Below are 16,870 nucleotides of genomic sequence, written 5' to 3' on the forward strand. Positions count from 1 at the left end.
GCACGGGTGTGTTTCTTCGTGAATTGTGCGTACACCAAAAGTATTGATAAAGGATAGCCTTTATAAAAATAAGGATAGATTTTTAGAAAAGGTTAGGTTTCTTGAAAGTGTTGACTCTACTCGTTATTAATTTTAATAGTGCTAAGAAAATCGGCAACACACCTGAGTATGTTGCCGATAAAAATACAGTATTAGCAGTATTTAACGTCTAATTAAAAAGCGAACTGATCAACGTCCATGCTCATGTATGGTTCAACACCAGTGCTGATACGCTGTACGTGAGTGGTGGTACGTGGCAATAGCTTAGCAAAGTAGAACTGCGCGGTTTTTACTTTCGCGTCGTAGAAGGCTTGTTCGCTAGTACCGTTAGCAAGTTCAGTTTGTGCTACTAATGCCATGCGTGCCCATAAGTAGGCTAGCGTCACATAACCGCTGAAATACATATAATCAACCGCAGCGCCGCCAACTGCATCTGGGTTTTCAGTGGCTTGCATGCCGATGCGTGCAGTCAAATCACCCCATTCTTTAAGATGCTTGGCAAGTGGGCGAATAAACTGACCCATCTCATCGTTTTCTTTGTTTTCTTCACAGAATGTCTGGATGATTTTGACGAAGTTTGCAAGCAGTTTACCTTGTGAACCCAATACTTTACGACCTAGTAGATCGAGTGCTTGGATTTCAGTGGTACCTTCGTATAAGCAAGCAATGCGCGTATCACGGACGTTTTGCTCCATGCCCCATTCGCTGATAAAGCCATGACCACCATAAACCTGTACGCCATGGTTAGCCGCTTCTAGACCCGTTTCAGTCAAGAAAGCTTTAGCGATCGGTGTCAATAGTGACAACATTTGATCAGCAAATTTAAGCGCATCGCCTTCGCCTTTTGCAACAGTATCGGCAAAATGTGAGAGGTAATAGACTAAAGCACGACCACCTTCAGCAAAGGCTTTTTCAGTCAACAGCATGTTACGAACCGCTGGATGTACAATGATAGGGTCAGCGACTTTTTCAGGGGCTTTAACACCAGATAATGAACGCATCGCTAGACGATCTTTAGCATATGTTAATGAGCCTTGGAAGGCATATTCTGCTGCTGTTAAACCTTGAACTGCGGTACCAATACGCGCCACGTTCATAAAGGTAAACATGCACTGTAGACCACGGTTTTCTGGGCCAATTAGATAACCTGTTGCGCCATCAAAGTTCATCACGCAAGTGGCTGAGGCTTTGATACCCATTTTGTGTTCGATAGAGCCACAAACGACGTTATTGTTTTCACCTAGGCTACCATCTTCGTTGACCGTTACCTTAGGAACGATAAACAGTGAGATGCCTTTTGTGCCAGCAGGCGCGCCTGGTAGACGAGCCAATACAATGTGAATGATATTGTCCGTTAAGTCATGCTCACCCGCTGAAATGAAGATTTTTTGACCAGTGATGCTATAGCTGCCGTCTTCTTTAGGCTCAGCTTTGGTGCGGATAATACCCAGATCAGAACCTGCATGTGCTTCAGTCAAGCACATGGTGCCAGACCATTCGCCGCTGACCATTTTTTCTAAGTAGGTTTGTTTTTGCTCGTCCGTACCGTGATGCTCGATGGTTTGAATGGCACCATGCGATAAACCAGGGTACATAGAGAATGACCAGTTCGCTGTACCAACCATTTCATTAATGACGGTCGATAATGAAAACGGCATGTTTTGACCACCGAAGTCTTCTTCAGCAGACAACGCTGGGAAGCCAAGCTCACAATACGCTTTGTATGCTTCTTTAAAGCCTTTTGGCGTAGTGACTTGACCATTGTTAAACTGGCAGCCTTCAGCGTCACCACTTTGATTCAATGGTGATAGCTCATTTTCAGCAAAGCTTGCCGCCATCTCAAACAGACTGTCCATTAGCTCGCGATCCGCTTCTTGGAATGCTGGCAGGGTTTTATAATGGCTTTCGCTGTCGAGTAACTCATGCATCACGAATTGAATGTCACGTAAGGGCGCTTTGTATTGCATAACTTCCTGTCCTTTTGAGAATATAACCAATCATCATCAAGGGTAGGCACATGACTGCACTGTTATTTAGTGCACAAGTCCAGCCCATATTAATCTAACAAGCCCAAATAAATGCTAGGCAATAATGCAGATTGACGATGTTGTCGGCGATATAAAATAGTATTGAAAAGAATGGCGATGGTTAGAGTAAGCTTGAAACTTAATAAGCTCTAACAAATTCACTATAAAAGATAGGCTTTCAGAGGAGATTATACAAGTTTGGTGACAGCACTGATAAGTCATGAACCTATCTTGCATCGGTTATACAATCGACGTTAGGCGTTAAGAGGAAACGCGAATAACCATATGAAAATACTAATGATACTGGATAAATAAACATCCGTTAAATGGGGTTTATTTGGCGGCGTACTGCTGAATCAACATCTCAGTCGCAGCCTCTGCTGGCACTGGTTTGCCAAACCAATAGCCTTGACCCTGTTGACAGCCCATTTTTAGCAACACATCGCGCTGTTGTTGAGTTTCGATACCTTCGGCGACTACCTGCATATCAAGTGCCATCGCCAAGTCTAAAATAGCTTTTACAATGGCATGTTGGGTACGATCAGTGTCGATGTTGGATATAAAACTTTTGTCAATTTTAATGAAATCAAACGGATATTCTTGTAAGTAACTCAAAGAGGCATAACCGGTGCCAAAGTCATCCAACGCCAAACAAATCCCCAGTTCCTTGAGCAAAGTAAGCTGTTTTTTGACATTTGCATGACGCTGAATTAAGGATGACTCGGTGACTTCAATATGTAGCTGATGCGCAGAAATACGATGTTGCACCAGTAAACTGCTCACCATCTCAGAAAACTCAGGGTGGCTAAATTCGGCGGCATCTGCATTGATACAGATATGTTGACAAAACCCTTGCTGTTGCCAAGTCGATAACTGCTTAGCAATTTGAACCGCCATGTGCGAGAACAACTCAAACGACAGTTTATGAGTGATAATGGCATTGATAAAATGTATCGGCTTTAGCAGTCCGCGAGTCGGGTGTTGCCAACGTACCAGCGCTTCAAAACCAATAATGATGCCAGTAGCCAGCTCAAACTTTGGTTGATAATAAGGAACAAACTGATTTTCAGTGGTAGCGGCTCTAAGCTCCGCCTCTAACTGCAAGCTACCCGCAGTGGCTTCGTCAATGGCTGTATCATACCAGCAAATGTCATCACCGCCTTGTTGCTTGACATAATGCAGCGCTTTTTCAGCCTTGGTCAATAATCCTGTCACTTCGTCGTCGTTAGTGGGAAAGTAACTGACCCCGACGGAAATATGACAATAAATCTTAGCGTCTGTCGCAGTGTTTTCATCTAAGGAGAAGGGGCGTTCACACATTTGCATCAAGCTATCTAGCTGATGACGTACCATATTAGCGTCATTGGATTCGAATAATAACGCAAAATCATCGCCGCCAAAATGAGAAAAACACTGTAAATTATCGAGCTTAAGGTTCTTCAGGCGTGTGACAAAGTTTTTTACCAAAGTGTTGATGCCGTCAGGGCCAAGCAAGCTTGCTAGATTGCGATAACGGTCAATATTAAAGCGCACAATCACGACTTCTTGATAACTGTCCAACAATAGGTCGCTGGTCTGACTCAAGAAAACTTTACGATTTGGTAACCCAGTCAATTGATCATAATTGAGCAAATGAGCCACTTGCTTTTGATCTTTGACGACCGCGGACATATCACGCACCATACCGATATAGTAAGTTCTATGATTGACACAGATTTTGCGATAAGTCATGTGACAGTCAAGTATTTGTCCATAACGGTTCAGCATCGAAAAGTCGTTTTCATAAAAACCATTGCAGTCTAGATGGTCAGTGATATCTGCTAAAACGGCCCTTTCCTCATCTGATAAAAATTCTGCTGCATAAACACCAAGTGGTCTGCCAAGCAAAAATGATTCACTGTAGCCAATGATAATCTCATAACTGGCATTGATCGATAGATAACGTAAATGGGCATCCAAGATGAATATGGCATCATCAAGTTGCTCGCATAACTCGACCAGCAGTTGCTGCTTGTCTGCGATTGGAATAGGGGCGAAAGCAGTCATAGTTGGACTCATCATATCGAAATAGAGCAGCAGTTAGGATTACGCATAGGGTATTTACCCATAATAGCTCAAAGCATGCAGAGTCGCCAACGCCACCACGGGTGCGGTCTCGGTGCGTAAGATTCTTGAGCCAATTTGCCAAGGTTCAAAACCAGCTTTGGCTGCTTGCTGGCATTCATCAACACTCAGACCACCTTCAGGGCCTATTAGCAGCTCAATATAAGGAGACTGTTGCGTTAAGACTGTTGGTAGCGACCTAGGCATTGCTGGTTGTCCTGCAGCTGGTACGCTCAGTTGCAGACGCAAATCTGCTGGTTGTTGTAATATTTGATAATAAGGGTCTTGGCTAAGGGTTGTGACAATAGTACTGGTAGTAGGAGGACAAACGTCCATTTGCGCATCGGCAGAGTGAGTCACTGACTTTTGTAACCAGTCGTTTATGGACACAGGTGCAATGATAAGTGGTGGACGGTTAAGACCGCATTGTTCACACGCGGCAATGGCAACTTGCTGCCAATGTGCCAGTTTTTTTTCTACTTGGGCAGGCTTTAGATTGACCTCGCCATGATGGCTACTTAGCAATTGAATGGCAGTGACACCAAGCTCGGTGGATTTTTGAATCGCATAGTCCATGCGTTCACCGCGGCTCATCACTAGACCGATTTTAGTGAAGACAGCGGCACTTCGGTCAGTATCTACATGTGCTAATAATGTCACAGTGGCGTGTTTTTTACTGATGGCTTGTAGCTGCACCTGATACTCGCCGCCAAAGCCATCAAATAATATGCCTTGATCGCCAATATTGGCACGTAATACACGGCACCAATGATGGACGATACTCTCTGTTAATTCGGCACTATCTCCAATAGCCAAGGTGCTAAGTTGAGGATGGAGTGAGCCTCTTTCATCACTGATGTCATTGCTGGTGTCATAAAAAAAACGTCGCACAGTTGCTTAGTCCTATTGTTTGAATAATATATTTCAAATATCTTAGCAGAATATCGTTTGAGAGGGTAAAGGGGTTATCTTTAGTAGAATTTGCATTAGTGCAATTCTTATACTAAAAAGACTGGCGCTCCTAGGAACGCCAGTCTTTAAAAAATACATTTAATAAATACGATGAGCAATTAAGCTAAGCCGAGTGCTTCAACCAAGCACTTGTTTGGCTCAACCTTATTCATGCTATAAAAATGCATGGCAGGTACGCCCTCAGCAATTAAGCGCTCGCATAAACGATAGACGACATCAAAACCAAATTCACGAATGGCTTTGCGGTCATCGCCAAAGTCAGACAACTGCTTACGTACATAACGCGGAATATCAGCGCCACAGCTATCGGCAAAGCGTACCAAATTACTTGAGTTAGTAATTGGCATGATACCAGCGATTAAAGGCTGAGCAACCGTATCGATACCACGCTTCTCTAAGGTATCACGCAAATATAAGTAACTATCAGCGTTATAGAAAAACTGGGTAATCGATGCATTAGCACCTGCTTGGTATTTATTGACCAAGTTGTCAACATCAAACGCAAAGCTACGCGCTTGTGGATGCATTTCAGGATACGCTGCGACCTCGATATGGAAATGATCGCCTGAATATTCACGGATAAACTTCACCAAGTCTAACGCAAACGGCAGCTCGCCCATACCGACTTGACCTGATGGTAAATCACCACGCAGGGCGACTAAGCGCTTGATACCCAAATCTTTATACAGATCGAGCAATTCAGCGATTTCTGCCTTATCATCACCGATACAAGATATATGCGGCGCAATATCAGTATCGCCGCGTGCGCATAGTGCTTGGACGATATCTAAAGTGCGATTTCGGGTTGAACCGCCAGCACCGTAAGTCACCGAAAAATATGCAGGTGATAGCTTATTCAACTCATCATAAGTACTGAGTAGTTTTTCATGACCTAGCTCGGTTTTGGCAGGGAAAAACTCAAAGGAGAAAGCAGGCTTAGTCACAGTCTGGCTCCTTTTAGTATTTGTAAGCGTCAGGCTTAAATGGACCTTCGACAGGCACACCCAAATACTCTGCTTGTTTTTCAGTTAGCTTCGTTAAAGTACCGTTAAAGCCAGCAACCATCGCCGCAGCGACTTCTTCGTCGAGCTTCTTAGGTAGTACTTTTACATATAAGCTGTCAGTACGTGCGTCGGCTGGCAAGTCAGCGAATTTTTCTTCGAACAGGTACATTTGAGCCAATACTTGGTTAGCAAATGAGCCGTCCATCACGCGTGATGGGTGACCAGTCGCATTACCCAAGTTTACCAAACGACCTTCAGCAAGCAAAATTAAGTAATCATTTTCATCATCTGAGCGGAAGATTTGATGGACTTGTGGCTTAATCTCAACCCAGCGCCAGTTATCACGCATGAATTGGGTGTCGATCTCAGTATCAAAGTGACCGATGTTACAAACAACCGCACCAGGTTTCAGGGCTGCTAGCATATGTCTGTCACAAACATGGTAGTTACCAGTGGTGGTAACGATCATGTCAGTGTCTTCAAGCAGACGAGTGTTGATGTTTTCTGCGCCACCAGTGTTATCACCATTGATGTACGGTGATAATACTTCAAAGCCGTCCATACATGCCTGCATGGCACAGATAGGATCAACTTCTGAGACACGGACAATCATGCCTTCTTGACGTAAGCTTTGCGTAGAGCCTTTACCCACATCGCCATAACCGATGACCAAAGCGCGGCGACCAGCAAGGAACATATCGGTAGCACGTTTGATAGCGTCATTTAAGCTATGACGGCAGCCGTATTTATTGTCGTTTTTAGACTTAGTAACCGCATCGTTAACATTGATAGCGGGAACTTTAAGTGTGCCTTTATTTAGCATTTCAACCAAACGATGCACGCCAGTGGTGGTTTCTTCAGAGATACCATGGATGTTATCAAGCATTTGGGCATAATCATTATGGATCAATGCGGTTAAATCACCGCCATCATCCAAGATTAGGTTAGCATCCCAAAGCTGACCTGACTCTTCGCCGCCAACGTGGATTTGCTGACGTAAGCACCATTCGTACTCTTCTTCAGTTTCGCCTTTCCAAGCATAAACAGAGATGCCAGCAGCAGCAATCGCCGCAGCAGCATGGTCTTGAGTTGAGAAGATGTTACATGAGGTCCAACGTACTTCAGCACCTAACGCGACGAGTGTCTCGATAAGAACGGCAGTCTGGATGGTCATGTGGATACAACCAGCGATTTTCGCGCCTTTAAGCGGTTGATCGGCTTCGTAGCGACGACGCAAACCCATAAGGGCAGGCATTTCGGCTTCGGCAAGGGTGATTTCACGGCGACCGTAGTCAGCAAGGCTGATGTCGGCGACTTTATAGTCAGTGAAAGAGGGGTCGATTGTATGGGCAGATGGGGTGTTAGACACTGCGTCCATAATATGCTCCTATCAGTGGTTAAGGTATGATAAAAAGAATAAAAACGCAGGTGTCGTTATTTGCGCTGTCAACAATCAATGAGATGATTGTTTAACAGTTACCGAGCCTAACATAAGGACTGATTAGCATGGCTTTAAAGCTTAAATGCAATACAGATATTATGGCGCAACACCTCTCGGAGGTCGTTATTGTAATTGATGAGTCATGAATTGTCACCTGTTGGATAACATAAATAGCTGACGGTATAGGCACGTAAGAAGGCGAGCAGTAATATGTAGCAATAAAAAAGGCCATCGATGGATGACCTTTTTTATTCTCAGTTCAGGCAGTTTAAATAGTACTAAGAGCAAATTAGTACCAGTTATAGGTTAATGAGGTAAAGAAGTTGGTGCCGTCCGTATTATAGCCCGGTATGGTGGTGTACTTCTCGTTAGTGATATTGTTTAATCGCGCTGTCATAGATAGATTGTTAGTCAATTTATAATTACCACTGATATTGAATAAGCCATAATTATCAACAAATTCTGACTCAGTATTGGCAACACCACTATAATAATCGCCTACGTATTGATACTCAGCGCGGATATCTACGCTTGGTAAGCGATAGCCCAAATACACTAGACCTTTATGTTCGGGACGAATAGATAGGAAGTTGCCATCGTTAGTGCCGCCACTGTTATTTTTTGCTTGCTGATAGTCATAGCTACCACCGAATAAATAATTATCAATTGTCCAATCTGAGGTTAGCGATAACCCTTTGATTTTAGCTTCATCAACATTTTCACTGCTACCCGCCCATTCATTTTCAGGCGTTGGGTTAGCAACATAACCGATTAAGTCATCAACTTTATTATAATAGCCGGTTAATCGAGTCGATTGTAAAGTGGTGTCATATTCGACAAAGGCTTCATAGTTGTCGCTAGTTTCAGGTTTTAAGTTGGGATTGCCTGAGCCAGGATAGTATAAATCATTGAAGGTTGGTGCACGAAAACCCTTAGCATAGTTGATACCAGCGCGTGCATTGGGATTGATATGATAGGCACCGCCTAAGTTATAAGTGGTTTCATTACCATATTGTGAGTCATCATCAAAACGTAAATTGGCTTGCGCATCAAATTGATTATTGGCCAATACGTAACCCAAAAATGCACTGCTCACATCGCGATCATCAACATCATATTCAGTCGTATCAATACTTTGGTTAAGATATTCTATGCCGTATATACCTTGACCAACAGGAAGTAAGTGCTGACCGACTAAGCTGATTTGGTCTTGTTTAGTATCATAAACACTGCTGTAAGTTGGGTTATCAGACTTATCTATAGAATGGCCATATTGCAATTTTACTGAAGAGCCTGGCATATAACGCCAATCGACAAACGCTTGTGCGGCACCATTTTCTTGATCAGAGTAGGTGTTTTCTGCAGCGCCGTTATCAAAGTCAGTGGTAGACTTACTATACAAGGCGCTTGCACCTACAAGTAGCTGCTCGTTGAGACTTTGGGTTAAGGCAAGACTGACATTATCGCTTTCAAAACCATCTTTATCTTTATTGTAACCATAAGAGCCTGGTAACGTCGCATTAAAGCCATCGGTTTCATTATGGCTTGCCGAGATACTTAGTGTCGTTCCGGCTTTATTCGCAAATTGGCCGCTGGCACCATACAGATATTCGTCATGTGACCCTGCACCAACCGTTACTGAAAAAGTGGTTCTGTCAACGTTCGTGCCTTTCGTAAATACTTGAATCACACCGCCCATGGCATCTGAGCCGTAAAGACTAGAACCTGACGCACCGTATAGAATTTCGATACGGTCAATTTGATCAGCAGGTAACAGGCTAAGGGTCGCGCCACCAGCACTAATTGAGCTATAGCGTATACCATCGATTAAGACTAAGATTTGATTACTACCATACCCACGCATATAAAAGTTTGAAGTAGTACCAGGACCACCATTTGTGTAATAGCTTATTCCAGGCTGGTGTTTGAGGACTTCAAGGGCACTTTGACCCTGATAACGTTGTAGCTCTTCACTGTCAACCACACGAGTTTGCGCAATTACATTGCTGGTTTTAGTGGGGGTACGAGTTGCTGTTACGATGATTTCATCAAGCTCAACTTGTGGTAGCTCGCTATCGTTAATAGTAGCAACGTCAGGTGTCACTGCCATTGCTGTGTTAACCGCAAGTAAACCCAATGCGCTTAAGATACTCAAACGAAGGTAGGTACGTGAAGATGAACGTGATAAAGACATAGTCAATTCCAAAATAATCATATTAAAAAATGCAGGGAAAAAAGTAACCATATTGACGTTAATATGGCTAAAAATTACAAAAAACAGTGGACAAGCAAAACTGCGTTCATTATCTACAAAACAGACCGCTTTATAAACCACTTTAACCTAATGTTTATTCACGGTAAGCTGAGGAGTTTTCATGATAGATTGCGGTTTATTCATTTAATGATTGTCACTCTCATTCATAGGAGGTATTTACAAGGAGTGTCGTGAAAGGTAATAAAAAATTAGAAGTCATAAGCAAAGGCGAGAGCAGATAACTCACATAGAAGACCATAAAAACGTGTAATCAAAAGCACTGCTGTTATAAATAATTGCTATTATAGGAAAGCACTCATTTGTTCTTCGTTGTACCATTCATAATGCTAAGAGGTTTGTTTTGTCTATTAAGTATCGCCTGATTCCTATGATTACCAGTCCCGAGTTGTCTTCACCATGCTCAATCATCAAAATGCCACTAATGGTAATTTTGTTTTTGCTTGTGATGCTGTTGAGTGCATTGTTACCCAATAATGCATTTGCTGCTGAAGCTAGCGCATTGGGGATGGGTGGCAGTACCAGTGAGGAGTCGGCGAGTACGCCGATACCAGATTCATTCGGACGCGATACACCGCGCCATACCGTACAGGGTTTTATCAGTGCGTTAGGTGAAAATGACTATCTGCTGGCGAGTAATTATTTAAACCTATCAAAGTCGGATAATCCAACCACAATCGTTCGTCAGTTTAAGCAAGCGCTGGATGCAGGTGGGCGTTTTCAGCCTGATTTGCAGATTAATAATACGCCTGAGGGCAACCTAACTGATCAGTTACCGCCAAGCCAAGAAAACGTCGGTGCGATTAATGTGGGTGAAAAAAGTGTGCCACTGATACTTGAAAGAGTGGTATCTAAGCAAGGAGAGCAGTACTGGCAGTTTTCTACAGATACGCTCAGCTCAATACCAGAAGTCATAGAAAATACCGAACCAACGTTAGTGTCTCGCTATACTTTTGATTCCTTAGAAGGCAAAAAGCTGTTTGGTTATCAAGTGGCGGATTTAGCCGCAGCGTTAATGATGACTGTCGGCAGCTTTGTGTTTACTTATATCATGGTATGGCTGCTGTACCATCTATTACGCATCGTCTATCCTCGTGTGCGCGGCGTACCATTGCCATTACCTGATAAGGTCGTATTGCCACTGGCAGTGGTCATTATGGCGCTGATACTGTCAGAAGTGATGGTGTATGCAGGCGTGTCGGTGACGCTACGTGAACCGATCAATCGTTTTACCGAGATTGCATCTTGGCTTGCATTAACTTGGTTGCTGTTACGAGTCATCGATGCCATATTCACTCGTGCGGTAAATTTAAGTTATAAGAAAAATTATACTGAACGTGTCTCTATCTTGGGGCTGCTACGCAAAGTGGTCAAAGCGTTGCTGCTGATCTTTGCCGTGATTGTTATCTTCGGTAATTTGGGTTTTGATTTGACCACGGGTATTGCCGCCTTGGGTGTGGGTGGTTTGGCATTAGCACTGGGTGCGCAAAAAACCATCGAAAACCTTGTTGGTAGTGTCGTGGTCGTGGCGGATTCGCCCGTACGTATTGGTGATTATTGTAAGTTTGGCACTTATGAAGGCACAGTCATTGATATTGGTATTCGCTCATCACGTGTGCGCACCTTGACGCGCACTGTTGTGACTGTACCAAACGGTGATTTTTCATCAATGCAAATTGAAAACTTTACATCCCGCGATATGTTTCGCTTCTTCCATCAGTTATATATCAAACGCACTGCTGATATTGATGTGGTCTTTAAGATGGTCAAGGACTTGGATGAGTTTATAGATGAGCATTATTTGACCAACCAAGAATGGAATCAGGTCAATATTTTAGAGCTACGTCAAGACTGCTATATCATTCAATTACAAGCGTATGTTAATGCTAATGGCGTGACTGAGTTCTATGACAAACAGAACGTTTTGTTTGTTGATTTATTGAACCAAGTGGCGAAATATGATGTCGAGCATGCCTTGCCAACGCAGCAGCTTATTGTCAATCAAACTGAGCTTGAACATCACATAGAAAATGAAATGGAAAATAAGAATAAGGAAGACAGCGTCGCCGAAACGACAAAAGACATGTCAAACGATGACCATGCTGATGATGATGCTAGCGACAATAAGGATAACAGCAACGATGATAAGCATGCCGTGGACTTGAGTAAAGATAAAGATAACGTCAAGACAGATGAAAAAGGCAGCCAGCGAACCTCTAAATCAGTCAAGAGCAAAAAAGACAATGCGTTAAAGACATTGAGAAATAAAAGCCGTATGATAAAGAAAATCAAGTTCAAGTACGCAAAAAGAAAATCTGGCTTTTCTATATGGAACCAGCCATAAAATTATGGATTAAAAACGGTATAAGATAAGCACTTGAGGTAAGTATCAAGCGTTCATCTTATACCATTCACAAAAATTAGAGCAGCAAAGAAAACAAATACTAAATTCTAGACTAAGCGAGTTTGATAAGGTGAATCATCACTTGGGTATTTGGCATTATAAAGGGACAGCGGTTTGATTACGTAATAAGCCGTAGTATGACCATAGCAACAGACTGGCAGCGCTGCGATGTGGTGACCAATCTTGAGTTAGATTCTTTAACTGTTTCGGCGTTGGGCGTTCCGTTAAGTCTAATAACGCCATCGCCGCTACTTTAATCGCTAGATCATCGACCGCAAGTACGTCTGCACGTTTCAGAGAGAATAATAAATACATCTCAGCCGTCCAGCGACCAATACCAATAACGGCCGTCAGCACTTCTATTGCTTCTTCATCAGGCATAATTTTTAACGCAGCAAAGTCTATATCATGATCGACTAATGAGCGAATATAACGGGTTTTTTGTTTAGATAACCCTTGCGCTCTTAAGTCTTCATCTGTTGCTTTGATAATTGCCTGTGGATTCGTTAAGGCGGCATCAACTAGTCTTTGCCAAATACTGGCTGCTGCTGCCACAGACAGCTGTTGACCAACCATTGCTCGCATCAACTGCTCAAACTCACCGACATTATGCCGTAGACTGGGCATACCAACTTGTTCATAGATAGACAAAAATCTTGGCTCGATAACAATCAAAGCCATGATATGTTCATGTAGCTGTTGTGTGTTCTCAATGGTCTGTATGCTCATAAATGCTTATCCTGATTTATGCAAATATAGCTATCGCTAGATGTTAAATGTAGGGGCTATAGTCGATAAAGATTAAATAATGATTTTATGAGCATAACAAAAAGGACTGCCAATAAGCAGTCCTTTTGATTATTCATACTAACTCTAACACTAAAAATTATTCGCCATCAGCTTTAGGTTTTTTGAGCAGTACCAATACTGCACCGTTACCACCATCTTTTGGCGGTGCAGAGCAAAATGCCAATACTTCTGGTAGTTGACGCAGCCAACCGTTGACGCAGGTTTTTAAAATGGCCTCAGAGCCTTTACCATGAACGATTTTTACCATAGTCTCGTTTTTCTGTTTTGCTTGACTTAGGAGTTGAGTCATTGCCACGCGCGCTTCTTCGATAGTACAACCATGAATATCTACGGCGTCATACCAACGTAGCTTACCTTTTTTAAGTTGATCAAAGATTTTATTCTGCAAAGTCGGCTGTTTGTAAGATAAATAGGCTTCAGCAGCGACAGGGTTGAGTAGTGCTTGCATATCTGACAAGCCAGCTCCCAAATCACTCGCTTCACTACCTTGCGCGGCAGCACGTTTAGACAAGGTAGTCGCATCAGGTTTGCCCGCTTTGCTAGCATTGGCAGGTGAGCGTACGTTTTTGTCTTCAAGCTGATTGACGCCATGCATTGCTTGCATAAACAGCACTTTGTCATCGTCAATATGCTCGCTAGCCATTTGCTTGACGGTCTTGTTTACTTGCTTTTGCGTGGGCAATGATACAGGCTCAGTAGGCTTTTGGTTTTCATCTTCAGGCGAATTGGTATCGCGACCTTTGCTAAGTTGGCCTTTTAGCTCTTTGAGCTGGTCTTGCATTTCTTTTGAAAATAGAGAGTTTGACATAGAAGTTAACGTATCGTTGGTTGATGAATGATGGATTGATTTAAACTGTTTAGTAGACTTAAGCCACTTTACCCGTCTGCTGCGACGCCCGCAAGTAAGGATTGTAACGCTTGTCCAGGATGATCAGTCTTCATGAACTGTTCACCGATTAAAAAGTGCTGAATATTGTGCTTCAACATCAAATGAATATCAGCGCTATTATGAATGCCACTTTCGGTGACGATAAGCGGTTTAAGCGTGCTGTCCATATCAGCCGCCAGTGCGTCGATTAAAATATTTTTTAGATCTAGCGTGGTTTGTAAGTCGACATCGAAAGTATTCAAATCACGATTATTAATACCGTAAATATTATGCGCTGAGCGCGGTAGCTGTAGTGCACGTTCAAGTTCGGCTTTAGTATGGACTTCTATCAATACATCCATACCCAATTCGATACTTAGCGCATGCAGCTCTTGTACTTGGGTGTCGTCAAGGCAGGCCATAATGAGTAAAATACAGTCAGCTCCCATCAGATAAGATTGATAGATCTGGTACACATCTATCATAAAATCTTTACGCAGTATCGGTAGGCTTACCGCATTAGCTGCTTGAATAAGATAGCTATCATCACCTTGGAAATAATCGCGATCAGTCAATACAGACAGACAGCTGGCGCCCGCTTGCTCGTACTGCTTGGCAAATAGGGCAGGCGCGAAGTTGTGATTGATAACGCCCTTAGAAGGAGAGGCTTTTTTAATCTCAGCGATGATACCAATACCATGCTCTTTAGTGCTAGCCGCTCGCAGCGCCGCCGCAAAGCCACGACGTGGTTTGTTATCCGCCGCGACTTGTGCTTGTAATTCCTCAAGAGATAATACCTTGCAAGCGGCGTTTACTTCTTCCACTTTAGTGGCGACAATGCGTTGCAATACGGAAGGAACATCTGTCTTGGTTTCTGTATGAGTCATGCTGGTATCCGAATATCGTTAAATGTAAATAGACAAAATAGCTAGAGTGCGCAGTAATGGTGCTTAGCCGTTAAGCAGGAGTCACCAGTTGCTGCGTGTATGTGGCGAGAGACTCAAGCTTGAGTAGAGCATCACCATTCTGAATGACTTTTTGTGCCCGGCTCACACCATTAGCATAGTTGCTGGCAAGTCCTGCGGTATATATGGCCGCCCCTGCATTTAGTGCAATCATATCACGTGCTTTAAGTACAGCACGGTCTTGAGAGTTCTCTCCTGATAGAGCCGCGCGAATAAGCTCAAGACTTTGCGCTGGAGAATCTACATCGAGACCGATAAGGGTTTGTGACTCAATACCTGCATCTTCTGGCATCATCTCATAAACAGATATCTCACCGTCTTTTAATTCAGCGACAGTGGTTGAGGTAGCGAGACTGATTTCATCCAAACCGTCTTTTGCGCCCACAACCATGACATGACGTGCGCCTAAGTTTTTCATGACTTTAGCGATAGGCTCGCACAGTTGAGCCGTAAAGACACCGATTACCAAATTGGGTGTGCCAGCAGGGTTGGTTAATGGTCCTAAAATATTAAAGATGGTGCGCGCTTTGAGCTCGCGGCGTACTGGATTGGCATAACGCATCGCACTGTGATGATTGGGCGCAAACAAAAAGCCGATACCTTGGTTTTCGATACATTCTTTAGATTGCTCAGGGGTAAGCGCCAGACTGATACCTGCTTGCTCAAGCAAATCTGAGCTGCCAGAGTTGGTGGAGACGCCGCGGTTACCATGTTTGGCCACTTGCGCACCAGCAGCGGCAGCAACCAATGCTGATGCAGTAGAAACGTTGAATAAATTGGCACCATCACCGCCAGTTCCTACAATATCGACTAAGTAATTACAGTCCCGTGGTTCGATATTGGCTGCTAACGCACGCATTGCACTGGCAGAGGCAGTAATCTCATCGATGGACTCACCTTTCATACGCAGACCAGTCAAAATAGCCCCCATCATGGCGTCGCTACATCTGCCTTGCATGATAATCAGCATCACCTGATACATCTCATCAAAGGTTAAATCAATGTGCTGAAAAATTCGCCCCAAAGCCGTCGTCAGTAGCGTATGTGTCTCTTCATCAGACAGTTGAGCAATGTTAGTTGGGGTAGGGCTTTTATTTGTTTTTGTCGTACTCATTATGATCTCTCTTAATATTTTTATACGTTAATCTTAAATTATCAATAGAATAGTTTTGATTTTAATTTTGTTATTAACGCCTTTTTTAGAACATGCTTTAATAAACTATTAGCCGACTTGTGGTAGTTCATCTGAGGTTAGGACTGACAAATGATGCGTTTGCAAAAAATTGTTGAGCAGCTGATAGCCTGCTTCGCTTAAGATAGACTCAGGATGGAATTGTACCCCTTCTATCGCAAACGTTTTATGACGGATACCCATGATTTCTTCAATACTGCCATCACTGTTTTGTGTCCATGCGGTCAGCTCAAGACAGTCGGGCAGGCTGGTTTTATCAATGACAAGCGAATGATAGCGCGTGACTTGTACGGGATTAGGTAAGCCTACAAAGACACCTTGGTCAGTATGATAAACGGCGGATAAGCGGCCATGCATGACTTCGCCAGCCTTGACCACTTGTCCACCGAATGCTTGTCCAATTGCCTGATGTCCTAGGCAAATACCTAGTATCGGTATCACGCCCTGAAAAGTCTTGATAGCTTCTAGAGAGATACCAGCCTGATCAGGATCACAGGGACCGGGGCCAATGACGATCGCATCTGGCGCAAGGGTTCTAATATTTTCAATAGTGGTTTGATCGTTACGCCAGACGGTGATGTCCTGCTGTAATTCACCGAAGTACTGTACAATATTGTACGTAAAGCTGTCGTAATTATCGATCATCAGAATCATTAGCGTTCTACTTATTGAGTTCGACTTATGGAGATGGTTATATAACGCCGTTATCTTACCACTATTTTGTAGACTATCAAATGTAGGGTGCAGGCGACCCAAATAAGCGGTGAATAACA

At 43.3% G+C, this 16,870-nt stretch carries 12 protein-coding genes; 1 reads left to right on the plus strand and 11 read right to left on the minus strand.

Annotation, left to right across the window (positions count from 1 at the left end; translation table 11 throughout):
- Positions 1-212 precede the first annotated feature (212 nt).
- The 6 genes from ACP69U_RS00690 to ACP69U_RS00715 all read right to left on the minus strand — a co-directional run bounded on the left by ACP69U_RS00690 (position 213) and on the right by ACP69U_RS00715 (position 9,780).
- Positions 213-2,006, minus strand: coding sequence for an acyl-CoA dehydrogenase C-terminal domain-containing protein (locus ACP69U_RS00690; RefSeq protein ID WP_201553794.1), 1,794 nt, complete (start codon positions 2,004-2,006; stop codon positions 213-215).
- A gap of 393 nt (positions 2,007-2,399) precedes the next feature.
- Positions 2,400-4,112, minus strand: coding sequence for a putative bifunctional diguanylate cyclase/phosphodiesterase (locus tag ACP69U_RS00695; RefSeq protein ID WP_426137492.1), 1,713 nt, complete (start codon positions 4,110-4,112; stop codon positions 2,400-2,402).
- A gap of 54 nt (positions 4,113-4,166) precedes the next feature.
- The gene (locus ACP69U_RS00700) at positions 4,167-5,060 is read right to left on the minus strand and encodes a 16S rRNA (uracil(1498)-N(3))-methyltransferase (protein ID WP_426137493.1); all 894 of its coding nucleotides are present in this window, start codon (positions 5,058-5,060) and stop codon (positions 4,167-4,169) included.
- 179 nt (positions 5,061-5,239) lie between these two features.
- The gene (locus ACP69U_RS00705; protein WP_426137494.1) at positions 5,240-6,085 is read right to left on the minus strand and encodes a methylenetetrahydrofolate reductase; all 846 of its coding nucleotides are present in this window, start codon (positions 6,083-6,085) and stop codon (positions 5,240-5,242) included.
- 13 nt (positions 6,086-6,098) lie between these two features.
- Positions 6,099-7,523: an adenosylhomocysteinase gene (gene ahcY / locus ACP69U_RS00710; protein ID WP_426137495.1), complete on the minus strand. Its 1,425-nt coding sequence runs from the start codon at positions 7,521-7,523 to the stop codon at positions 6,099-6,101.
- A gap of 352 nt (positions 7,524-7,875) precedes the next feature.
- The gene (locus ACP69U_RS00715; protein ID WP_426137496.1) at positions 7,876-9,780 is read right to left on the minus strand and encodes a TonB-dependent receptor domain-containing protein; all 1,905 of its coding nucleotides are present in this window, start codon (positions 9,778-9,780) and stop codon (positions 7,876-7,878) included.
- Between the two features lie 448 nt (positions 9,781-10,228).
- Here ACP69U_RS00715 and ACP69U_RS00720 point away from each other — a divergent pair, with 448 nt between their 5' ends.
- Positions 10,229-12,202 carry a mechanosensitive ion channel family protein gene (locus tag ACP69U_RS00720; protein WP_426137673.1) on the plus strand — a complete coding sequence of 658 codons (1,974 nt, stop codon included), beginning with the start codon at positions 10,229-10,231 and terminating at the stop codon, positions 12,200-12,202.
- Positions 12,203-12,358: 156 nt separating this feature from the next.
- Here ACP69U_RS00720 and ACP69U_RS00725 read toward each other — a convergent pair whose 3' ends face one another.
- The 5 genes from ACP69U_RS00725 to ACP69U_RS00745 form a co-directional block, all read right to left on the minus strand.
- Entirely contained in the window at positions 12,359-12,991 is a 633-nt protein-coding gene (locus tag ACP69U_RS00725; RefSeq protein WP_426137497.1) for a DNA-3-methyladenine glycosylase family protein, read from the minus strand.
- A gap of 157 nt (positions 12,992-13,148) precedes the next feature.
- On the minus strand, positions 13,149-13,880 hold the full coding sequence (locus ACP69U_RS00730) for a Smr/MutS family protein (protein WP_198331559.1): 732 nt from the start codon (positions 13,878-13,880) through the stop codon (positions 13,149-13,151).
- Between the two features lie 68 nt (positions 13,881-13,948).
- Entirely contained in the window at positions 13,949-14,827 is an 879-nt protein-coding gene (gene trpC / locus ACP69U_RS00735) for an indole-3-glycerol phosphate synthase TrpC (protein ID WP_426137498.1), read from the minus strand.
- A 70-nt stretch (positions 14,828-14,897) separates the two neighbouring features.
- Positions 14,898-16,019 carry an anthranilate phosphoribosyltransferase gene (trpD, locus tag ACP69U_RS00740; protein ID WP_426137499.1) on the minus strand — a complete coding sequence of 374 codons (1,122 nt, stop codon included), beginning with the start codon at positions 16,017-16,019 and terminating at the stop codon, positions 14,898-14,900.
- Between the two features lie 108 nt (positions 16,020-16,127).
- On the minus strand, positions 16,128-16,751 hold the full coding sequence (locus tag ACP69U_RS00745; protein ID WP_314885678.1) for an aminodeoxychorismate/anthranilate synthase component II: 624 nt from the start codon (positions 16,749-16,751) through the stop codon (positions 16,128-16,130).
- Positions 16,752-16,870 lie beyond the last annotated feature (119 nt).

The organism is Psychrobacter sp. TWR1-1-1, from assembly GCF_049895865.1.
GTDB lineage: Bacteria > Pseudomonadota > Gammaproteobacteria > Pseudomonadales > Moraxellaceae > Psychrobacter > Psychrobacter immobilis_A.